The organism is Corallococcus carmarthensis, from assembly GCF_003611695.1.
Taxonomy (GTDB): domain Bacteria; phylum Myxococcota; class Myxococcia; order Myxococcales; family Myxococcaceae; genus Corallococcus; species Corallococcus carmarthensis.
In genome coordinates, this window is record NZ_RAWE01000193.1 from 1 (window position 1) to 19,721 (window position 19,721).

General features: G+C 70.5%; 19 protein-coding genes and 1 pseudogene. 9 read left to right on the forward strand and 11 right to left on the reverse strand.

The window, feature by feature from the left end; all coding sequences use genetic code 11:
* From D7X32_RS34135 to D7X32_RS34165, 7 genes are all read right to left on the reverse strand, one after another.
* Positions 1 to 1,586, reverse strand: a 1,586-nt coding sequence (locus tag D7X32_RS34135) for a PEGA domain-containing protein (RefSeq protein WP_120606757.1), incomplete at its 3' end; no start/stop codon positions are given.
* Positions 1,587 to 1,653: 67 nt separating this feature from the next.
* Positions 1,654 to 2,997: a S41 family peptidase gene (locus D7X32_RS34140; RefSeq protein ID WP_120606758.1), complete on the reverse strand. Its 1,344-nt coding sequence runs from the start codon at positions 2,995 to 2,997 to the stop codon at positions 1,654 to 1,656.
* A gap of 84 nt (positions 2,998 to 3,081) precedes the next feature.
* Positions 3,082 to 3,942, reverse strand: a complete 861-nt coding sequence (locus D7X32_RS34145) for an alpha/beta fold hydrolase (protein ID WP_120606759.1) — start codon at positions 3,940 to 3,942, stop codon at positions 3,082 to 3,084.
* 87 nt (positions 3,943 to 4,029) lie between these two features.
* Entirely contained in the window at positions 4,030 to 5,166 is a 1,137-nt protein-coding gene (locus D7X32_RS34150) for a murein hydrolase activator EnvC family protein (protein WP_208752629.1), read from the reverse strand.
* Positions 5,163 to 6,065, reverse strand: a complete 903-nt coding sequence (locus tag D7X32_RS34155; RefSeq protein ID WP_120606761.1) for a cell division protein FtsX — start codon at positions 6,063 to 6,065, stop codon at positions 5,163 to 5,165. The genes D7X32_RS34150 and D7X32_RS34155 overlap by 4 nt, the downstream gene beginning before the upstream one ends.
* Entirely contained in the window at positions 6,062 to 6,754 is a 693-nt protein-coding gene (gene ftsE, locus D7X32_RS34160) for a cell division ATP-binding protein FtsE (protein WP_120606762.1), read from the reverse strand. The genes D7X32_RS34155 and ftsE overlap by 4 nt, the downstream gene beginning before the upstream one ends.
* A 105-nt stretch (positions 6,755 to 6,859) precedes the next feature.
* Positions 6,860 to 7,426: a RomY N-terminal domain-containing regulatory protein gene (locus tag D7X32_RS34165; protein WP_120606763.1), complete on the reverse strand. Its 567-nt coding sequence runs from the start codon at positions 7,424 to 7,426 to the stop codon at positions 6,860 to 6,862.
* A gap of 267 nt (positions 7,427 to 7,693) precedes the next feature.
* Between D7X32_RS34165 and carF the strand changes: the two genes are divergently transcribed.
* The gene (gene carF, locus D7X32_RS34170) at positions 7,694 to 8,551 is read left to right on the forward strand and encodes a plasmanylethanolamine desaturase (protein ID WP_120606764.1); all 858 of its coding nucleotides are present in this window, start codon (positions 7,694 to 7,696) and stop codon (positions 8,549 to 8,551) included.
* 21 nt (positions 8,552 to 8,572) lie between these two features.
* On the opposite strand, the gene murI is transcribed toward carF, so the two are convergent.
* Positions 8,573 to 9,388 carry a glutamate racemase gene (murI, locus tag D7X32_RS34175; protein ID WP_120606765.1) on the reverse strand — a complete coding sequence of 272 codons (816 nt, stop codon included), beginning with the start codon at positions 9,386 to 9,388 and terminating at the stop codon, positions 8,573 to 8,575.
* Between the two features lie 129 nt (positions 9,389 to 9,517).
* Positions 9,518 to 10,528 carry a hypothetical protein gene (locus D7X32_RS34180; protein ID WP_120606774.1) on the reverse strand — a complete coding sequence of 337 codons (1,011 nt, stop codon included), beginning with the start codon at positions 10,526 to 10,528 and terminating at the stop codon, positions 9,518 to 9,520.
* Between the two features lie 154 nt (positions 10,529 to 10,682).
* Between D7X32_RS34180 and D7X32_RS34185 the strand changes: the two genes are divergently transcribed.
* The 8 genes from D7X32_RS34185 to D7X32_RS34220 all read left to right on the forward strand — a co-directional run bounded on the left by D7X32_RS34185 (position 10,683) and on the right by D7X32_RS34220 (position 18,396).
* Complete coding sequence (locus tag D7X32_RS34185; RefSeq protein ID WP_120606766.1) at positions 10,683 to 11,402, forward strand: MotA/TolQ/ExbB proton channel family protein; 720 nt, start codon at positions 10,683 to 10,685, stop codon at positions 11,400 to 11,402.
* A gap of 12 nt (positions 11,403 to 11,414) precedes the next feature.
* On the forward strand, positions 11,415 to 11,906 hold the full coding sequence (tolR, locus tag D7X32_RS34190) for a protein TolR (RefSeq protein ID WP_120606767.1): 492 nt from the start codon (positions 11,415 to 11,417) through the stop codon (positions 11,904 to 11,906).
* Positions 11,907 to 11,909: 3 nt separating this feature from the next.
* The gene (tolA, locus tag D7X32_RS34195; protein ID WP_120606768.1) at positions 11,910 to 12,680 is read left to right on the forward strand and encodes a cell envelope integrity protein TolA; all 771 of its coding nucleotides are present in this window, start codon (positions 11,910 to 11,912) and stop codon (positions 12,678 to 12,680) included.
* The gene (locus D7X32_RS34200) at positions 12,677 to 13,966 is read left to right on the forward strand and encodes a DPP IV N-terminal domain-containing protein (protein WP_120606769.1); all 1,290 of its coding nucleotides are present in this window, start codon (positions 12,677 to 12,679) and stop codon (positions 13,964 to 13,966) included. The genes tolA and D7X32_RS34200 overlap by 4 nt, the downstream gene beginning before the upstream one ends.
* Positions 13,967 to 14,022: 56 nt before the next feature.
* Complete coding sequence (locus D7X32_RS34205) at positions 14,023 to 15,219, forward strand: aminotransferase class V-fold PLP-dependent enzyme (protein ID WP_120606770.1); 1,197 nt, start codon at positions 14,023 to 14,025, stop codon at positions 15,217 to 15,219.
* 14 nt (positions 15,220 to 15,233) lie between these two features.
* Positions 15,234 to 16,169 carry a Ppx/GppA phosphatase family protein gene (locus D7X32_RS34210; RefSeq protein ID WP_120606771.1) on the forward strand — a complete coding sequence of 312 codons (936 nt, stop codon included), beginning with the start codon at positions 15,234 to 15,236 and terminating at the stop codon, positions 16,167 to 16,169.
* On the forward strand, positions 16,166 to 17,446 hold the full coding sequence (locus D7X32_RS34215; RefSeq protein WP_120606772.1) for a spinster family MFS transporter: 1,281 nt from the start codon (positions 16,166 to 16,168) through the stop codon (positions 17,444 to 17,446). Before D7X32_RS34210 ends, D7X32_RS34215 begins: the two co-directional genes overlap by 4 nt.
* Positions 17,447 to 17,544: 98 nt before the next feature.
* On the forward strand, positions 17,545 to 18,396 hold the full coding sequence (locus D7X32_RS34220) for an AraC family transcriptional regulator (RefSeq protein WP_120606775.1): 852 nt from the start codon (positions 17,545 to 17,547) through the stop codon (positions 18,394 to 18,396).
* A gap of 13 nt (positions 18,397 to 18,409) precedes the next feature.
* Here the strand turns inward: D7X32_RS34220 and D7X32_RS34225 are convergent, their stop codons facing one another.
* On the reverse strand, positions 18,410 to 19,363 hold the full coding sequence (locus tag D7X32_RS34225; protein ID WP_120606773.1) for an NAD(P)/FAD-dependent oxidoreductase: 954 nt from the start codon (positions 19,361 to 19,363) through the stop codon (positions 18,410 to 18,412).
* 124 nt (positions 19,364 to 19,487) lie between these two features.
* Positions 19,488 to 19,721: pseudogene (locus D7X32_RS34230) on the reverse strand (acyltransferase); the annotation flags it as partial.

A 19,721-nucleotide genomic window follows, 5' to 3' on the forward strand; every position in this document is an offset into this window, starting at 1 on the left:
GGCGTGGACGTGGCGTTCGCCTTGGGGGGCGGCGTGGACGTGGCGTTCGCCTTGGGGGCCGGCTCCGTCTTGGCGGCGGGCGGAGGCGGCGGCATGGGCAGCGCCTCCTTCATGGGCTTCTCTTCACGGACCGGCTCGGTGCGCTCGGCCGGGGTGCTCGCGGGGGCGCTGGACGACGAGCCCCCACCCTTCTTGTAGAACGCCAGGTAGCTGCCGGCGCCCGCGGACACCAGGCCCGCCAGCACGCCGATGTCCGCCACCAGCGCGTACGTCTTGCCGGTGCTCTTCAGGTCCTCCGCGCGGGTGCTGCCCTGCGGCGCGGTCTTGAACGCGTCCGACTTGGAGGAGGCCTCCAGGCCGAAGTAGATGCCGCCCGCCAGCAGCGCCACGCCCGTGGCCAGCAGCACGTAGCCCGCGGTGCGGCGGCTCACGCCCCCACCGCCGGAGAAGTGCGTCACCGGCTTGCCGTTCGCGCGCGCCGCGTCCTGGGCCACCAGCCCGGTCAGGAACGCCTCGGAGCCCGTGGCCATCGCGTCACCGCGCGGCACCTGGCCCATCGCGTATGCCTGGTTGTGGCCGTCCGCCACGTCCAGGCGCAGGCCCGTGACGGTCAGGGGCGCGTTGCCCGGACCGCCGCGCACCACCAGCGCCAGCACCTGCGGCACGCCCGCGAGCGCGCCCAGCTCCTGCAGCGCCTTGTCACGGTCGTCGTCGTCGGGGTTCTTCGCGATGCGCTCCACGAGCGCGTCGTAGCGCTGCTGCACCGGCAGCTTCGTGAGCGTGAAGGAGGACTCGCCCTCGCGCGCCCGGCCTTCCGTCACGGCGTAGCCCGGCGCCACCAGCGTCACGTAGTGGTCCGCGCGCGTGAGGCCCGTGAGCGCCAGCGGGGACACGCCCCGGTAGGTCCCGTCCACGAACACCTGCGCGGGAACGGGCTGCGTGCGCACGGACAGCGTCGCCTGCGCGCCGTCCAGCTGCGCCTTGCGCTCCTTCTCCACGAACGCGACCTCTTCGGGCGGGAAGAAGTTGGGGTTGAAGGTGGCGCGCGGATCCACCGCGAGCACGCCGCGCATCTCCAGCTCCGCGGCCTTGTTCTCCCCGTTGGCCACCTGCGTCGCGGCCTTCATCACCCGGGCGCGGCTCAGGAGCGGGAACGCGCGGGACAGGTCCGCCTGCTCGTAGGCGCGCACCGCCTTGTCGAAGCTCTGGAGCGCCTTCACGGTGTCCAGCTCGTCGTACGCCTTCAAGCCGTCCTTGAGGACGGCGTTGCCCTCCACCGCCTTCGCCTGGCGCGCGCTCGCGCCCTGGGCATCCAGCGCGTCCGTCAGCCGCACCAGCTCCAGCCTCCCGGAGCGGGCCACGGCCTGTTCGGCCCAGTGGGCCAGCGCCAGCGCCTCACCCTCCAACGAGGCATCCACGGGAATGGCCACCACCGCCACGCGGGGGCCCGCCGCCGACGGCAGCGTTCGCGGCATCAGCCGCAGCGGTACGTGTTGCTGCTGCGCCGCGGCGGGGCCCATGGCCAGCATTCCCACCAGCCAGCCACTGAGCGTCGCGTGCAGCGCGCGATTGAAAGGACGTCGCATCCGGTCTCCCTCGTTGCTGTGCGCATTACACGCACTGCGCGGCGGAACGCCAGCATCGAAAGGGGTTTCAGCGACCCGCGGTGCTCCCGGAGTCCCGGGACACGGGCCCTGGCGCCAACCCATGGAGGTAGTTGAGCGCGACCTTCAGCTGTGGATCCGCGAGCTTCGCCGTCACGGCCCAGTCCTTCAGGTTCGCGGGCAGGGTCCGGGGCTGGGCGGCGACCTCCGACGTCGCCTGCGAGGGCTCCGCCTTGAAGTGGCGCCGCAGGTCCTTCTCCCGGGGTGCGTCACTTCCCGCCTTCCCAGAGGAATCCTCCGGCACGAGGAAGTCCGGGGTGATGCCCTTCTCCTGGATGCTGCGGCCCTTGGGCGTGTAGTAGCGCGCGATGGTGAGCTTCAGGCCGGAGCCGTCCTCCAGTTCGATGATGGTCTGCACGCTGCCCTTGCCGAAGGTCTGCGTGCCCATGATGACCGCGCGGCCGTGGTCCTGGAGCGCGCCCGCGACGATTTCGGACGCGGAGGCGCTGCCCGCGTTGACCAGCACCACCAGCGGGTAGTCCTTCTCCGTGTCGCGGTCGCGGCTCTTCTCGGAGGCGTTGCGGCCGTCGCGCCCGCGCGTGGACACGATGGGCAGGTTGCCCGGCAGGAAGCGGTCGCTCATGGCCACGGCCTGATCCAACAGGCCGCCGGGGTTGTTGCGCAGGTCCAGCACCAGGCCGTCCAGCTCCTTGCCGCCGTTGAGCGCTCGCAGCCGGTCCAGTTCCTTCTTCAGCGACACGTCCGTGCGGTCCTGGAAGTTCTTCACCTTCACGTGACCGATGCCGTCGTAGAGCGCGCCCTCCACGGACACGATGCGGATGTGGTCGCGCAGGATGGCCAGCTCCCGAGGGGCGTTGAAGCCCGCGCGCATGAGCGTGAGCAGCACGCGGCCGCCCGCGGGGCCGCGCATCTTCTGGAGCGCCCGGCCCAGGTCCATGCCCTGGGTGCTCTCCCCGTCGATGGCGAGCAGCTCGTCCCCGGCCTTGATGCCCGCGCGCGCCGCGGGCGTGTCGTCGATGGGCGCCACCACCACCAGCCGGTCGCCCTTGCGCGCGATTTCGATGCCCAGGCCGCCGAACTCACCGGACGTGTCGATCTTCATCTCCCGGAAGATTTCCGGCGGCATGAAGACGGTGTGCGGATCCAACGTGTCGAGCATCCCCTGGATGGCGCCCTGGATGAGCGTCTTCCTGTCCACGGGCTCCACGTAGTTGTTCTCCACGTAGGAGAGCACCCGCGCGAACAGCTCCAGCTGGCGGTACGCGGATTCGTCCCGGCTGACCGCGTCCGTCGGCTTCTGCGCGAGCGCGGGCGCGCCCCACAAGAGGAGCGCGGCGAATCCCATGCGCCAGGGCTTCGGGAAACGGGTCACGGGAGCGCGTCCTTGGGGGTCGGGTGTCAGGGGCCGTCGCAACGCCCCTGAGTCTACACCCGGCCCGCCGGACGATTCCCGCCCTTAGAGGCCGGCCCGGTCCGCGAAGCCCACCAGGTGGGACACGAACGCGTCCGGCCGCTCCATCTGCGGCACGTGGCCAAAGCCCTCCACCACGTGCACCTCCGCCTGGGCGGGCAGGTGCTGCCGGTACCAGGTGAGGATTTCCGGGGGCAAGAGCCGCTCGCTGCCACCCCACAGGAAGAGCACCGGCATCTGAAGGTCCCGCACCGCCTGGGGCGCGATGCTCGCCTGCGTGGCCAGCGCATCCGCCGCGAGCGCCTGCACCGTGGGCGTCGTGTAGAACTTCCGCAGCTCCGACGCGAGCAGCATCGCGGCCAACGGTGGACGGTGGAAGAGCCGCTTCGTCAGGGCGCGGACGTCCGCGTTCGACTTCACCGCGAAGTGGCCCAGGAGCGCCGCCAGCGCCTCTGGCGTCAGCTCCGCGCCCGCGGGGGACACCAGCGCCAGCGCCTTCACCAAGCTCGGATGGTCGGAGGCCAGGTTGACGGCCATGGCCCCGCCCAGCGAGTTGCCCACCACGAGGGCGGGCGTCTTCACCACCTGCTCGAAGTAGGCGCGCAGCACGTCGAACTGGCCCTGCACGCAGGTGGGACCGCCGCAGTACTCGCCGGAGAAACCGTGGCCCGGCAGGTCCGGCGCGAGCACGCGGGAGAAGCGCTTCGCCAGCCCGAAGAACGTGCGCCCGAAGCCGTTGGCGGACCCGCCCAGCCCGTGCACCAGCACCACCGGAGGGCCCTTGCCCTGCCCTTCCAGCGCGTAGTGGTGCACCGCCTGCCCACCCACGTTCACCGTCTCCGACTCCACACCGCGCGCCACCAGCACGCGGCGCATCGCCTTCTGCATCCCACCCATCAGGTCCACGCGCGGGCCTCCTTCGTCACCAACGACCGCTGACCTGCCCCTTCTAACGCCTCCGCGTCTTGGACGCAGCGCATCAAACAGACAGTGTCAGGGCGTCCCGGCCGCGGCGGTGGCGGGAGCCAGCCAGGGAGCGGGGTCCACGGCCTGCCCGGCGCGGCGGACCTCGAAGTAGAGGTAGGCGCCCTTGAGGGAGCCGGTGTCGCCCACTTCGCCCACCACGTCGCCCGGGGCCACGCGAGCGCCCACGGCGACGGCGATGGTGGAGAGGTGGGCCACGAGGGTGTGGAAGTCATCACCATGGTCGACGATGAGCAGGTTGCCGTAGCCGCGCAACCAGCCCGCGTAGACGACGGTGCCTTCGGCCACCGCGTGCACGGAGGTGCCCGCCGCCGCGCGGATGTCCACGCCCTTCTGCACGGTGACGGTGTTGAAGCGCGGGTTCACCACGCGGCCGAAGCCCACCTCCACGATGCCCGTCACGGGCCGGGGCAGCTTGCCCTTCAGGGCGCCGAAGCCACTGGTCGCGGGGGCTTCGTGCAGGTCCACCAGCATGAGGGTGAGCTCCGCGTCCGCGCCTTCCAGTTCGCGCACGGCGCGCTTCGCCAGCTCCGCCTCGCCCGCCAGCTTCCCGACGACCTCCTCCAGCGCCTCCTGCTGGGCCTGGGCCTGCTTCGACTGTTGCTGGAGGAAGGCCACGCGCTGCGACAGCGACGTGTGCAGCCGCTTCAGCTCCAGCGTCGCCTGGCGCTGGAGGGTCGCCACGTGCTGCACGGTGCGCAGGAGCTCCAGGTCGCCGGCCATGCTGGCCTCCAGCGCGCGGGCACGCCACATCAGCGCGGCGAAGTCCTCCGCGGACAAGAGCACCTCCAGCGGGCGGCGGCGCTGGAGCCGGTACAGGGTGCGCAGGCGCGGGGACAGCCGACGCAGCTGGGCGCGCAGGGCTTCGCGGAGCACGGCCTCCTCACGCTCGGCGAGCGCGACGCGGCGGCGGAAGAGGCTCAAGTCGCCTTCGAGGGCACGCACGCGGCGGCGGGAGAAGGCGGCCATGTCCTCCATCAGCTCCATGCCTTCCAGCACGGAGAGCTTCTTCGCCTCCACCAGCGCGAGCGTAGCGCGCTGCGCGGCCAGCTTCTCGCGGATGGCCGCGCGCTCCGCCTCCTCGTCCTGCTGGGCGAACGCGGCGGTCGCGCCCAGGAGCGCCATGAGCCAGGCCAACCGTCTCATACGCGCAGGAAGCGCCCCACCGCGACGAAGCTGCCGCCCAGGCCCAGGGCGCAGCCAGCCACCAGCAGCTCCAGCGCGGTGCGCGTCTCCACCCACGGCGCGGCCACACCCGGCCCCAGGAGGAACGCGAACAATGACCCCAGCGTGGGCCCCAGCAGCCGCCCGAACAGCCACAGCCCGCCCACCGCCAGCAGCGCTCCCAGCAAGCCCTGAAGCAGCCCCTCCAGGAGGAACGGCGCCTTCACGAAGCGGTCGGTGGCGCCCACCAGCTTCTGGATTTCAATCTCCTCGCGCCGCGAATAGATGGCCAGTTGGAGCGTCGCCGCGACGATGACGATGGTCGTCCCCAGCACCACCACCAGCGCCACCAGCGCCCCGAAGCTCAGCGCGCGGGCGATGGCGGACAGCCGCTCCACCGCGGCCTCGCCGTAGTCCACGCCGGTGACGCCGGGCAGCGCGCGCAGCTCCTTCGCCAGGGCCTTGAGCGCCTCCGGAGACCTCCGCGCCTCCGGCACGCGCAGCTCCAGCGTCGCGGGCAGCGGGTTCTCCGGCAGCTCCGCCAGCGCCTCGCCCAGGTCGCCCAGCTCGTGCTTGAGCCGCTTCAGCGCCGCTTCCGGCGGCACCACCGTCACCTCGCCGTGGGAGAGCTCCACCACGCGCGTGTGGACGCCGTGCACCTCGTCCTCGCCCAGCTGCGGCGCCAGGTAGAGCGTCACCTCCACCTCGCCGCCCAGCGACGCGAGCAGGTTGTCCACCACGTGCGACGCGCCCCGCGCCAGCCCCGCCGCGAACAGCGCGATGGCGATGGTGGACACGGCGATGAAGTGCACGAAGGGCGCGTGCTTCAGCCCCCCGGCCGCCGAGCGCCAGAAGTAGGCCGCCTTCGACAGCACGCTCATACCAGCATCCGCCGCGCCGCCTTGACGCCGTCCTCGTCGGAGACGATGAGCCCGCGCTCCAGGCGCACCGTGCGCTTCTGGTAGCGCGACAGGAGCGTGGCGTCGTGCGTGGCCACCATCACCGTGGTGCCCCGGATGTTGATGTCCGTGAGCAGGTCCATGATCTCCACGGTGAGCGCCGGGTCCAGGTTGCCCGTGGGCTCGTCCGCCAGGAGGATGGTGGGGTCGTTCACGAGCGCGCGCGCAATCACCACGCGCTGCTGCTCTCCACCCGAAAGCCGCAGGGGCAGCGAGTTCGCCTTGTGCTCCAGCCCCACCAGCTTGAGCATCCGGTGCACCTTCTCGCGTCCTTCCGCGCGGGACACCCCCAGCACGTCCAGCGTGAAGCCCACGTTGTCCGCGACGCTGCGGTGGGGCAGCAGCTTGAAGTCCTGGAACACCACGCCGATGTTGCGCCGCAGGTACGGCACCGCCGACTCACGGATGCGCGCGATGTTCTTGCCGCCCACCAGGATTTGCCCCTTGGTGGCCTTCTCCCCGCAGAAGATGAGCTTGAGCAGCGTCGTCTTCCCCGCGCCGGACGGGCCGGTGAGGAAGACGAACTCGCCCTTCTCCACGTTCAGGTTGATGTCCTGCAACACCGGCGGATCGCCGGGATACGCCTTGTAGACGTGGAAGAACTGGATCATGACCGGAAGCGGGGAGCTTCCGGCAGCGTACCACGGCCCCACAGCCCGCCCAGGAACGCGCCAGACGCGTCTTGGAGGCAGGGCTGGAGCCGCACCGCGCGAGGACTACGAGGGCTCGCCCTCGCTCGCCAGGTAGCTGAGGATGACCTCGTCCAGGCTCTTCTCGGAGATGAGGTCCTCTCCGAAGAGCGTCTCCACGCCCACCTCGTTGATGCGCGGCTTCTCCTTGAGGGCGCGCGCGGCGGCCACTTCCGGAGGCAGCTGCACGGCGGGAGCCACGGCGGGCGGAGGAGGCGGCGTGGGCGGACGCGGCGCGGGCACCTGCGGCAGCTTCGGCTGCGCGGCCATCTCCGCGTCCGTGGCGAGCTGGCCCGGCTGGTACGAACGGACCGTGGACTCGTAGTTGTCGTACACGCCGTTGATGAGGTTGCGCAGCATCTCCTTGTGCTGCTCCTCCATCAACTCGCGAACAACCTCCGCCAGGTTCTCCGCGTTGAGGATGTCCGCGTAGGACGTCTTCTTCGACGCGAGGATGTTCCCGCCCACGAACAGGTGGGTGATGATGTGGGGGTTGTTGACACCCGAGTCCTCGGTCTGGACGTGGTAGACCTTCCCCTTGTGCTTGATGTTGTGATTGAAGCCAGTGACGGCTTTTTCGAAGGTTTTCGCCATTGCCGAGGTCGGGCACCGTAGCAGCGGGGTCCAGGCTTCACAAGGCAAGCGTCACGCACCCCGCACCTATCTGCGCGTGCCTGCCCGCTTCCGACGGTGTGCGTGCGCCACCTTCCCGTCACCCTGCGTGTGCGGATCCACACGCGGACACCAGCCTGGCGGGCATGGCTGGCTCTGTTGAAAAGCCGAAACCGCCTGGGGTACGTAAACCCCTCTGACGATCGCGCCGTCAGTCCCACCATCCCTGCCGCGGGCGGAACACCACCGATGAAGAAGCCGGACACCATCGCGGACAAGGTCCGCCTGCAGGATGCCCAGGCGCTCGCGCAGGGCTACTCGCCCGCCATCCGCGCCATGGAGATCGCCTCCATCATCGCGTTCGTGGGGCTGGAGGCCGTGCTCGTCCACAAGCTCTGGAGCACCCACCACACCGGGCCGTGGATGCTGGTCCTGGCGGTGGTGCTGGGCTACCTGGCCGCGGACTTCGTGTCCGGCTTCGTCCACTGGATGGGTGACACGTGGGGCTCCACGGAGATGCCCGTGCTGGGCAAGGCGTTCATCCGCCCCTTCCGCGAGCACCACGTCGACGAGAAGGCCATCACCCGCCACGACTTCGTGGAGACCAACGGCAACAACTGCCTGGTGTCGCTGCCGGTGGCGGCGCTCGCGGTGGCCGTGCCGCTCAACGGCCCTGGCTGGGTGTTCCTGGCCGCGTTCCTGGGCGCGATGATCTTCTGGGTGATGGCGACCAACCAGTTCCACAAGTGGTCGCACCTGGATGAGCCGCCCGCGATCATCGGCTTCCTGCAGCGCGTGCACCTCATCCTGCCGCCCGACCACCACCGCATCCACCACACCGCGCCCTTCAACCAGTACTACTGCATCACCGTGGGCTGGATGAACCGGCCGCTGCGGATGATCCACTTCTTCCCGCTGATGGAGCGGCTCATCACCTGGGCCACCGGCCAGCTGCCCCGCCAGGATGACATCGGCACGGAGGCCGCCGAGGCGCTCGTCGCCGTGGACGGCGCCCAGGAGGTGCCCGTGCTCCAGGCGGCCAAGGAGCTGCTCAAGGCCTCCGCCGAGGAGCCCGCGCCTGGCGTCTCCACGCGTCCCGTGCCGTAGGGCCCGGGGCCGGAAGGCGCGTCAGAAGCGCAGGTCCACCTGCTCCGCGGAAGGAATGGGGCGCCCCAGGAAGCGGGCCCCCACCTCCACGAAGCGCTCCGGCACGTCGGTGACGAAGAAGGCGTGCTCCGGCGCGCCCACGGACGCCGGCGCCAGCAGGCCCTTCTCCCCCAAGAGCTCCGCCACCGCCTCCGCCGTGGCCTCCGCCGAGTCCACCAGCGACACGTGCGGCCCCACGACCTCGGCGATGACGCCCTTGAGCAGCGGGTAGTGGGTGCAGCCCAGCACCAGCGTGTCCACCCCGTCGCGCGCGAAGCCGGACAGGTACTCGCGGGCCACCAGCAGCGGCACGTCGCCGGTGGTCCACCCTTCTTCCGCCAGGGGTACGAAGAGCGGGCACGCCGTCGCCTTCACCGCGATCTTCGGGTTGCCCGCCTCCAGCGCCCGCTGGTACGCGCCGGAGCGGACGGTGCCCGGCGTCCCGATGACGCCCACCCCACCGCCCCGGGTGCGCTGGAGCGCCGTGCGGGCCCCGGGCTCAATCACGCCCAGCACCGGCACCGGCAGCGCGGCCTGGAGGGCAGGCAGCGCCGCGGCGGAGGCGGTGTTGCACGCCACCACCAGCAGCTTGATGCCGCGCTCCAGGAGGAACTCCGCGTTCTTCAGCGAGTAGCGCGTCACCACCTCGCCGGACTTGGTGCCGTAGGGCACCCGGGCGGTGTCCCCCAGGTAGAGCGTGCGCTCGTGGGGGAGCCGCGCCATGAGCGCCTTGAGGACGGTGAGCCCTCCGATGCCGGAGTCGAACACGCCGATGGGACCGTGGCTGTCTTGCCGCATGGAGGGTGTCCCTATCACGTTTGATGCCAACGCCCGCTGGCGGCCTCCGGGCCCTGGAACGCACGAAGGGCCGGAAGCCTGGATGGCCTCCGACCCTTTCATGCGACCCGTTCCCGTTGGGCCCGCGGACTACTGCACGCGGTACAGGGGGGCGTAGACCGCGTCGTTCACGCCCGGGAAGTCATGGGCGTAGACGCGGATGGGAGCCAGGTCGCTGCGCGAGGCGTACGAGCGGCCACCCGAGCCGGCGGCGCGGAAGGAGACGAAGTACTCGCCCGGGCGGAGGAACTCGAAGATGGCCGGGGCCTCGTTGCAGGAGAACCACTGGCCGTCCGTCCCGTAGACCCACTCGTTGGTGTGGATGTCCTGGAAGTTGATGCCCACCTCGCTCACGCCGGCCTGGGAACAGCTCAGCTTCACGCTGTTCTCGTAGAGCTGCCAGCCCACCGCGGCCCCACCGATGATCCAGGTGTTCGCCGTGATGGAAGCCGGAATGCCGACCTGCGAGGTGAAGCCACCCCCGTAGTAGTAGAGGGGCCGCTCGTACGCGTCGATGGCGACGACCTCCAGGTAGTGCTGCCCGGGGGCCAGGTCCGGCGTCTCCACCGAGTTGCCCTGGCTGCCCTGGTTGCAGTTGAAGCGCCCCCACGCGCCGTCATCCACCCGGGCGTCCACGTAGGCGACCCCGGCCTGCCCGCAGGTGGGATAGCCCGAGCCCGCTTCCGTCGGGAACAGCCAGTTCACGTAGGCGAAGGAGGTCGCGCCCGTGTTGCCCGTGTTGAAGTTGATGGGCACCGACACGTTGCCGTCCACCGTGAAGCTGCCGTGGTACGAGTAGACGGTCACGCCGTCGTAGTCCACCGCGTCCGCGTCGAACGCGTACGTGCCAGGCGCGAAGTCGTGCAGGATGATGCCGTCGAAGCCGTTGGCCGTGCAGGGATACTGGCCGTCGTTCTCCAGGATCTCACCGCCGATGGAGATGTCCACGCCCTGGATGTCCCGCATCTGGTTGCAGGTGGCGCCATCGAAGCTCCACGACATCCGGACGTCGCCGGGGTAGCGCGGGCTGTTGTCTTCGATGATGCAGCCGGTGAGGCCAGAAGAGAGGCAGAGGAATGCGGCGAGCGTTCTCGCGTTCATGGTGGGCATCCGTGGTTCGGGAAGGTTGAGGTCGTCGGCCCGGAACAACCCTCCAGACGACCGGCCCCGGGAATTATTCAGTGCCGTCCAAAGCAACCGGGCTGCGACGGCGGGTTTGACCCACCCGAGGACGGGATGTTACGCGCTGGACCCCATGATACCCCACCTGCCCCTGGCCTTTGGCGCCATGAACTACGTGGAGATCATCCGCGACGCGTCGTTCATCGAGCTCGCGGTGCTCCTGCTCCTCATGGCCGTCTCGGTCGCCTCCTGGGCGCTCATCGCCATGAAGGCCACCCAGTTGTCGCGTGCCCGCGCCCAGTCGCTCACCTTTCTCGACACGTTCTGGAAGGCGTCCCGGCTGGAGGCCATCTACCAGTCCGCCCAGAAGCTGGAGGGCTCGCCGCTGTCGAAGGTGTTCTGCGCGGGCTACGAGGAGCTGAGCAAGCTGGCGCAGACGGGCAACAAGGAGGGCGGCGGCGCCGAGGACGCGATGAGCGCCAAGCTGGGCGGCATTGAGAACGTGGAGCGCGCGCTCAACCGCGCGGCCACGGCGCAGATCACCGAGCTGGAGAACCGCGTGTCCTTCCTGGGCACGGTGGGCGCCGCGTCGCCGTTCGTGGGCCTGTTCGGCACGGTGATTGGCATCCTGGGCGCGTTCAACAACATCGCGGAGCAGGGCAACGCGACGCTGGCCACGGTGGCCGCGCCGGTGGGCAACGCGCTCTTCGCCACGGCGGCGGGGCTGTTCGCGGCCATCCCGGCGGTGGTCGCGTACAACTCGTTCGTCAGCCGCATCAAGGTGTTCGACACGGAGATGTCAAACTTCTCCGCGGACTTCCTCAACATCATCAAGCGGCACTTCTTCCGCTAGGGGACCCGTCACATGGGCATGGGCGGAGGCAAGGGCGGTGGTGGCCGTACCACCATGAGCGAGATCAACGTCACGCCCATGGTGGACGTGATGCTGGTGCTGCTCATCATCTTCATGGTGACGGCGCCCCTCATCCAGCAGGGCGTGAAGGTGAACCTGCCGGAGACCAAGGCCGCCCCGGTGGAGGCGACGGAGAAGAAGGTCGTCCTCTCCATCGACGCGGGCCGCAAGGTCTACATCGGGGACGCGGAGGTGGCGCTGGAGGAGCTGGAGACGAAGCTCGCAGCCAACGCCAAGGCGCAGGCGGACAAGGAAGTGTATCTCCACGCGGACCGCGACGTGCCGTACGGCGTGGTGGTGGAGGTGATGGCCGCGGCCCAGCGCGCGGGCATCGCCAACGTGGGGATGATCACGGAACCGGCCACGGGCTCCAAGGCGTCCAACTCCGGCAAGGCTCCCGCCGCGTCCAGCGGAAAGGGCAAGCCCAAGGAGGCGAAGCGCTAGCCCATGAGCTCCGCGGTGAATCACAGCCTGCTGGTGACACAGCCCACGCGGCTGTCTCGCTTCGTCGTCTTCTCCGTGGGCGGGCACGTGGCGGTGCTCGCGGCGGCGCTCTTGTACGCGCGCTTCACGTCCGCGCCGAAGGTGGACCTGGACCAGAAGCCCATCAACGCGTCGCTGGTGCGCCTGGGCAAGCCGCGCGACCCCAAGCTGCTGCCGCGCAAGGAAGTGGCGCAGCCTCCGCCCAAGGAGGTCGTGGCGAAGCCCACGCCCACGCCGCCCGCGGATGCTCCCGCGCCCTCCCCCACCGCGGTGGCGGTGCCCGGCGTGAAGCCCGCTCCGGCCCCCGCGCCCCAGAAGGGCGAGGCGAGCGCGGAGGACCGGCGCAAGAAGCTCTTCGGCGCGTTCGACAAGTCCGCGAAGCCCACGGAGCCGGAGGAGCTGGAGGGGGCCGAGGACGGCGACCCCGACGGTGACTCGGCGGTGGCGGAGGGCGAGCGGTACTACGGCCTTTTGAAGTCGCAGGTGCGCCGTCACTACAACGTGGCGGACACCATCCCCGACGCGGAGCGCCTGTACCTCAAGGCGCAGGTGGCCATGAAGCTGGGCCGCGCGGGTGAAGTGCTGGACGTGAGCCTGGCCAAGGCCAGCGGCAACGAGCTGTTCGACGCGGCGGTGGTGGCCGCCGTGCGCAAGGCCTCCCCCTTCTCTCCTCCCCCCGATGCGCTTCGCGACGCGCTCCAGAAGAACGGCGTCGTCCTGGTGTTCAGCCCATGAAAGCCTTCCTGCTGTCGCTCCTCCTCGTCCCCGCGCTGGTGCTGGCGCAGGCGCCCGTCATTGAAATCTCCGGCGCGAACTTCCGCCCGCTGCCGCTCGCGGCCCCCGCGCCCGTGGTGCAGGAGGGCGCGGACAAGAAGGCCGCCCAGGCGTTCGACACCGCCTTCAGTTACGACCTCACCGCCTCCGGCATCTTCCAGGTGCTGGACCGCGCGGGCTTCACCGCCGACGAGAAGGAAGGCATGACGGCGGGCAGCATCAACTTCAGCCGCTGGGCGGACGTGGGCGCGGAGTCGCTGGTGAAGGTGTCGCTCGCGCAGGACGGCGGCGCGCTGCGCGGCGAGCTGCGCCTGTTCAGCGTGGCCACGGGCAAGGAGGAGCTGAAGGTGTCCAAGGACGCGCCGGCCGGTGAGCCCCGGCAGCTGGCGCACGCGCTGGCGGACGCGCTCTACCGGCACTTCACCCGCGAGGCGAGCCCCTTCCTGTCGCGCATCACCTACGTGCGCAAGGCGGGCGCGAACCGCGACGTGTACGTGGCGGACTGGGACGGAATGAACGCGCAGGCGCTCACCAAGGGCGGCACGCACATCCTCCCCACGCTCAGCCCGTCCGGACAGGTGGCCTTCACGTCCTACCGGAAGAACCGGCCGGACATCTACGTGCAGACCCCCGGCGGCGAGGCGAAGCCCCTGGTGACGGACGGGCAGATGGCCACGGGCATCGCGTACTCGCCGGATGGCAAGCGCATCGCGTACGCGCTGGCGGAGGGTGAGAGCGCGCAGATCTACGTCGCCGCGGTGGACGGCTCCGGCGCCAAGGCGGTGACGGACACGCCCTACGGCCTCAACACCAGCCCCACCTGGTCGCCGGACGGCAAGCGCCTCGCGTTCGTGTCCAACCGGGGCGGCAGCCCGCAGGTGTACGTGATGAACGTGGACGGCTCCGGCGTGAAGCGGCTCACCTTCCAGGGCAACTACAACCAGACGCCGGACTGGTCGCCGCGCGGAGACCTCATCGCCTTCACCGCGCGCGACGAGCGCAACGCGTTCGACCTCTTCACGGTCAACGTGGACACGGGCAAGGTGACGCGCCTGACGCAGGACCAGGGCAACAACGAGGAGCCCACCTTCTCCCCCAACGGCCGGCTCATCATCTTCAGCTCCAACCGCAACGGCGCCGCGCACCTGTGGGTGATGACGGCCGACGGCAACAACCAGGTGCCGCTCCCCATGGAGAAGGGCAACTGGCTGACGCCGGACTGGGGCACCGCTCCGGCGGCGAAGTAGTCAGCACGGCGGGTGCCGTTGACAGGGGGGACGCGCCGGGGTGCATTGCGCACCCCATGAGCGCTCCCCTCTCCGCCCACAAGACCCACTGGGGTTTGGATCCCCAGGTCGTCTTCCTCAACCACGGCTCGTTCGGCGCGTGCCCCAAGGCGGTGCTCCAGCACCAGTCGGAGCTGCGGGCGCGGTTGGAAGCAGAGCCCGTGCGCTTCCTCGGCCGCGAGGTGGAGCCGCTCCTGGACGAGGCGCGCGCCGCGCTCGCGGCCTTCGTGGGCGCGCATTCGGATGACCTCGCGTTCGTGCCCAACGCCACCACGGGCGTGAACACCGTGCTGCGCAACCTGCGCTTCCAGCCCGGCGACGAGCTGCTCACCACCGACAACGAATACAACGCGTCCAAGAACGCGCTGGACGTGGCCGCCGCCGAGCTGGGCGTGAAGGTGGTGGTGGCGAAGCTGCCCTGGCCCGTGCCCTCGCCGGAGTCGGTGGTGGACGCGGTGATGGCGCTGGTGACGCCGCGCACGCGGCTGCTGCTCGTGGACCACATCACCAGCCAGACGGCGCTGGTCATGCCGCTGGCGGAGCTGGTGCGCCGCTTGCGCGAGCGGGGCGTGGAGACGCTGGTGGACGGCGCGCACGGGCCGGGGATGGTGCCGCTGGCACTCCAGGAGCTGGGCGCGGCGTACTACACGGGCAACTGCCACAAGTGGCTGTGCGCGCCCAAGGGCGCCGCGTTCCTGTACGTGCGCCGCGACCTGCAGCCGGGCTTCAAGCCGCTGGTGGTGAGCCACGGGCACAACTCGCCGCGCGCGGACCGCTCGCGCTTCCGGCTGGAGTTCGACTGGACGGGCACGCACGACCCGACACCCTTCCTGTGCATCCCCACCGCGATCCGTGTCGTGGGCGGGCTGGTTCCGGGCGGGTGGCCGGAGGTGATGGAGTCCAATCGGGAGAAGGTGCTGGCCGCCCGGCGGCGACTGAACGCTCGGCTGGGCAACGCAGTGCCGCTGTGCCCGGAGTCCATGGTGGGCAGCATGGCGTGCGTGGCCCTGCCGGACGGCTTCCCGGAGCGCCCCGAACCGCCGCTCTACCTGGACCCCCTCCATGTGCGCCTGTTCGAGGAGCACCACATCGAGATTCCCGTCACCGCCTGGCCCCGGGCGCCCCGGCGTCACCTGCGGCTGTCCGCGCAGCTGTACAACACCCCGGCGGACTACGAGGCCCTGGGTGAGGCTTTGGAAGCGCTGCTGCGTTGAGTAGTGTGCGCGGCATGCCGCGCTTCGCATCCATCGACATCGGAACCAACTCCGTGCTGCTGCTGGTCGCGGACCGCCTGCCGGACGGGCACTTCGAGGCCGTGGTGGAGCGCGCGGAGATCACCCGCCTGGGCCGGGGCGTGGACACCAGCCGCGTGCTGTCGTCGGACGGCATGGAGGCCACGCTGTCCGTGCTGGTGGCCTTCGCCAACGAGGCCCGTGAGCTGGGCGCGGAAGGCATCGCCGTGTCCGCCACCAGCGCCGCTCGCGACGCGAAGAACGGCGCGGACTTCATCGCCGCCGCCAAGGCCCGCGCGGACGTGACGGTGGAGATCATCCCCGGGGAGATGGAAGCGCAGCTGTCCTTCGCCGCCGTGGCCCAGGACTTCGCGAGCGAGGCCGCGGGGCCGCTGCTCGTGGTGGACATCGGCGGCGGGTCCACGGAGTTCATCTACGGCAGCGACGCCGGCACGGTGGCCTTCCGCCACAGCTTCGACGTGGGCGCCGTGCGGCTCACGGAGCGCTACGTGCGCACCGACCCGCTGTCCCCCGACGAGCGCGGCGCCATCGAGGCGCACCTGCGCGACACCTTCTCCGCCCTGCCCCCGCCTCCGCCCGCCGCGATGCTGGTGGGCGTGGCCGGCACCGTCACCACGCTGTACGCCGTGCAGCACCAGATGGCCACCTACGACGCGGAAGCGGTCCACGGCGGCACGCTGTCCCGGGGCGAGCTGGACGCGCTCACGGACCGCCTGTGCTCCCTTCCTCTGGATGCGCGGCGGGCGCTGCCCGGCCTCCAGCCCAAGCGCGCGGACGTCATCCCCGCGGGTGCCCTCATCCTGCGGGAAGCGGTGAAGGCGCTGGGCCTGGACGCGTGCCGCGTGAGTGACCGCGGCCTGCGCTGGGGCCTCTTGGCACACCGCTTCGGCTCCGGCTCCTCCCCCTCATGAACGCCTCCTCCCCTGTGGCTCCGTCCAGCTCGCACGCCACGCAGTCCGTGCGCGCGGGCTACGCGCTGTTCATCCTCACGCTGATCAACCTGGTCAACTACCTCGACCGGTACATCATCGCCGTCGCGCTGCCGGAGATTCAGAAGGACTTCGGCATCAACGACGCGCAGTCCGGCCTGCTGGGCACCGTCTTCATCATCGTCTTCATGCTGGCGTCGCCCCTGGGCGGCTTCCTGGGGGACCGCATTCCCCGCCGGCTGCTGGTGGCGGGCGGCGTCATCCTGTGGAGCCTGGCCACGGGCGCCAGCGGCCTTGCGTCCAGCTTCACGGCGCTCTTGCTGGCGCGTGCGGTGATTGGCATTGGCGAGGCGGGCTATGGCGCGGTGGCGCCGTCCATCATCTCCGACCTGTACCCGCGCGAGCAGCGCACGCGGATGCTGTCGTACTTCTACATCGCCATCCCGGTGGGCTCGGCCATGGGCTACGGCCTGGGCGGGTGGCTGACGCAGACGTATTCGTGGCACGCGGCGTTCTTCGCGGGCGGCGTGCCGGGGCTCCTGCTGGGCACCATGGCCTTCTTCATGCCGGAGCCGCAGCGCGGCGCCATGGACGGGCCGGACGCGGCGGTGAAGCTGCCGTTCATGGAGGGCCTCAAGGGGCTGGGCCGCAACATGGCCTTCTGGGCGACGACGGCGGGCTACACGCTGATGACGTTCTCCATTGGCGGCCTGGCGTTCTGGATGCCCACGTACCTGGTGCGTGAGCGTCACCTGTGGCTGGAGCACCCGGGCCGCGTGGGCCTGGTGTTCGGCGCCATCACGGCGGTGGCGGGCCTCACGGGCACCGTGGCCGGCGGCTGGCTGGGCGACAAGATGGACCGCAAGCGCGCGGGTGGCGGCCTGTGGCTGTCCGGCATCGGCCTGCTGCTCGCGGCGCCGTGCATGTACCTGGCGGTGAACCTGCAGGACACGACGCTGACGTTCGCGGCCATTGGCGTGGCGCAGTTCCTCATCTTCCTCAACAGCGGCCCCATCAACGCGGCCATCGTCAACTGCGTGCCGCCCGCGTTCCGCGCCTTCGCCATGGGCCTCAACGTGCTGTGCATCCACATGCTGGGCGACGCCATCTCCCCCACGCTCATCGGGCACATCGCCGACATGGCCAGCCTCCACACCGCCATCGCCATCAACGCGGTGCCGGTGCTGCTGGGCGGCCTGGCGCTCCTCCTGGGCGCGAAGCTGTTCCGGGAGGCCGTGCCCCGCGCGCAGGAGGGCTGAGGCCCCGTGCTGAAACGCCCGGGCCCGGAATGCATCCGAGCCCCATCCGGTGGGGCGAGCAGGTTCGCTGCTCACCAGGGAAGGAAGCGGAGGCGTTCGTGACCGTCGTGCATTCGCATCCGCTGCATGCCTGGGACACGCCCTCGGGCTCCCTGGTCGTCGCGTGCGGGCACGCCCCGCAGGCGCCCTCTCCCCATGCCGCTTCGCATCCGCAGGCCGTGCTCGCGCTCTACACGGGCGGGCGGGCCGTCATCGACCAGCGCACCCGGCTGACGGTGTCCGCGGGCGACGTGATGCTCATCCCCGCCGGGGAACGGCACCGGACGGTGTCGACCGAGGGAGCGGAGGTCTGGGGGCTCGGGTTCCATCCGTCCGCCTTCGCGCAGACGGAGGTGGGACCGCTGCTGGAGCCCTTCGAGCGCGTGCGCCAGGGCGCCTCCGCCGTCGTGACGATTCCGTCCGGACGTCAGGAGCACCTGGTGCGGCTGCTGTCCGAGCTGCATGCGGAGACGCGTGCTCCGCACCGCGCGATGGGTGAGCAGGTGACGCGCAGCCTGTTCTCCCTGGTGCTCGCGGAGGTCGCCCGCTCCAGCACGTGGGCGCCAGCGGACTCGCGCGTGTCGTTCGCGGGCGAGGCGCTCACGTTCATCGAGCGCAACTGCCTGAAGCCCATCTCGTTGCGCGAGGTGGCCGCCGCCGTGGGCCGTTCCCCCGCGCACGTCACCACCGCGCTGAAGCAGGCCACGGGCCGCAGCGTGGTGGAGTGGATCATCTCCGGCCGGATGGCCGAGGCGCGTCGGCGCCTGATGTCCACGGACGAGCGCGTGGACATCATCGCCGAGCGCGTGGGCTACGCGGACCCCACGCACTTCATCCGCCTGTTCCGGCGCACGGAAGGGCTCACGCCCGCCGCGTGGCGCAAGCAGCACCGTGCGCCGTCCGCGCACTGACGTGCCTCGAGGCTCAGTGCGCCTTCTGCCGTGAGGGCGCGGGCTTCCCCGTCACCGCCGTGTAGCGACGGTCCGCGTCCTCCAGGATGAGGGCGTGGTTCATCATCGCCGCGGCGATGGTGCCCGCGCTGGCCGCCGCGATGGCCGCCTGCATCGGCGTCGTCATGTCCCCCACCGCGACGATGCCCGGCACGGACGTCTCGCCCATGGGATTCACCTTCACGTAGCCCAGGTCATCCAGCTCCAGCCCCAGCCGCGTCACCAGCTCGTGCTGCCGCTGCGGCGGCGCGGAGAACATGACGCTCCGGGCGATGCGCGTCCCGTCGTCCAGCTCCACCTCCGACAGGCGCCCGTCCTTCCCATGCAGCGCGCGGATCTTCCGCTCCTCTAGCGGGATGCCCAGGGCCTGGAGCCGTTCACGCTGTTCCGGTGGCACCTCGAAGGCGCCGTGCGTGAAGACGATGAGGTCCCTGGACCAGTTCTGGATGATGGGCGCGCCGTCCAGGTACTGCGGGTTCTTGGCCAGCATGGCGAAGGGTTGGTCCTGGACCTCCCAGCCGTGGCAGTAGGGACACTGGAAGATGCTGGGGCCCCACAGCTCCGTGTAGCCGGGGATGTCCAGCATGACGTCCACCACGCCCATCGCCAGCACGACGCGGCGCACGTCCACCGTGGTGCCGTCGCCCAGCGCCACACGGAAGCCGCCCTCGTGCTTCTCCACGGAGCCCACGCGCGTGTCGCGCACCTCCACGTTGGGATAGGCCTTCAGCTGCTCGCGGCTGATGCGCCGGAACTCCGGCGGCGGGATGCCGTCGCGCGAACCGAAGCCGTGCATGTGCGCCGCCGCCGCGTTGCGCGGCGTGCCCGCGTCGCAGAGCAGCACGCGCTTGCGGCCGCGTCCCAGATACAGCGCTGCGTTGAGCCCTCCAGGCCCGCCTCCCACGATGACCACGTCATATGCCGCCATTGCCCTGCTCCTCGTGCCGGTCGTTGATTCCGTTGAGGGAACCTAACGACGGGCCTGGGGCTGGCAGGAGGGCGGGGCTTTCGACGGCATCGGCGGATCTTCCGGTCCGCGAGCGACGACGTTGCTACCGCGCGACGGACGCGTCGAGCTTCGGCCGGTACTCCTCCGCCAGCCGCTCCACCTCGGCCGCCAGCCGCTCCCCTTCCGCGAGCAGCCGGGCCTTCAACCGCTTCCGGTTGCCCAGCGTGAAGAACAGCTCCAGGTCGTGACGGATTTCATCCCAGCGCTCCGCGAACGACAGCGTGAACAGCGCCAGCGGCGGAATCAGCGCGAACGTCGCGAGCCCCCACACCCACCC

Excerpts from the sequence above, each read along its gene's own strand:
- D7X32_RS34150 (WP_208752629.1), bottom strand. The coding sequence starts at position 5,166 with ATGAGACGGTTGGCCTGGCTCATGGCGCTCCTGGGCGCGACCGCCGCG.
- D7X32_RS34155 (WP_120606761.1), bottom strand. The coding sequence starts at position 6,065 with ATGAGCGTGCTGTCGAAGGCGGCCTACTTCTGGCGCTCGGCGGCCGGG.
- ftsE (WP_120606762.1), bottom strand. The coding sequence starts at position 6,754 with ATGATCCAGTTCTTCCACGTCTACAAGGCGTATCCCGGCGATCCGCCG.
- D7X32_RS34165 (WP_120606763.1), bottom strand. The coding sequence starts at position 7,426 with ATGGCGAAAACCTTCGAAAAAGCCGTCACTGGCTTCAATCACAACATC.
- carF (WP_120606764.1), top strand. The coding sequence starts at position 7,694 with ATGAAGAAGCCGGACACCATCGCGGACAAGGTCCGCCTGCAGGATGCC.
- murI (WP_120606765.1), bottom strand. The coding sequence starts at position 9,388 with ATGCGGCAAGACAGCCACGGTCCCATCGGCGTGTTCGACTCCGGCATC.
- D7X32_RS34180 (WP_120606774.1), bottom strand. The coding sequence starts at position 10,528 with ATGAACGCGAGAACGCTCGCCGCATTCCTCTGCCTCTCTTCTGGCCTC.
- D7X32_RS34185 (WP_120606766.1), top strand. The coding sequence starts at position 10,683 with ATGATACCCCACCTGCCCCTGGCCTTTGGCGCCATGAACTACGTGGAG.
- tolR (WP_120606767.1), top strand. The coding sequence starts at position 11,415 with ATGGGCATGGGCGGAGGCAAGGGCGGTGGTGGCCGTACCACCATGAGC.
- tolA (WP_120606768.1), top strand. The coding sequence starts at position 11,910 with ATGAGCTCCGCGGTGAATCACAGCCTGCTGGTGACACAGCCCACGCGG.
- D7X32_RS34200 (WP_120606769.1), top strand. The coding sequence starts at position 12,677 with ATGAAAGCCTTCCTGCTGTCGCTCCTCCTCGTCCCCGCGCTGGTGCTG.
- D7X32_RS34205 (WP_120606770.1), top strand. The coding sequence starts at position 14,023 with ATGAGCGCTCCCCTCTCCGCCCACAAGACCCACTGGGGTTTGGATCCC.
- D7X32_RS34210 (WP_120606771.1), top strand. The coding sequence starts at position 15,234 with ATGCCGCGCTTCGCATCCATCGACATCGGAACCAACTCCGTGCTGCTG.
- D7X32_RS34215 (WP_120606772.1), top strand. The coding sequence starts at position 16,166 with ATGAACGCCTCCTCCCCTGTGGCTCCGTCCAGCTCGCACGCCACGCAG.
- D7X32_RS34225 (WP_120606773.1), bottom strand. The coding sequence starts at position 19,363 with ATGGCGGCATATGACGTGGTCATCGTGGGAGGCGGGCCTGGAGGGCTC.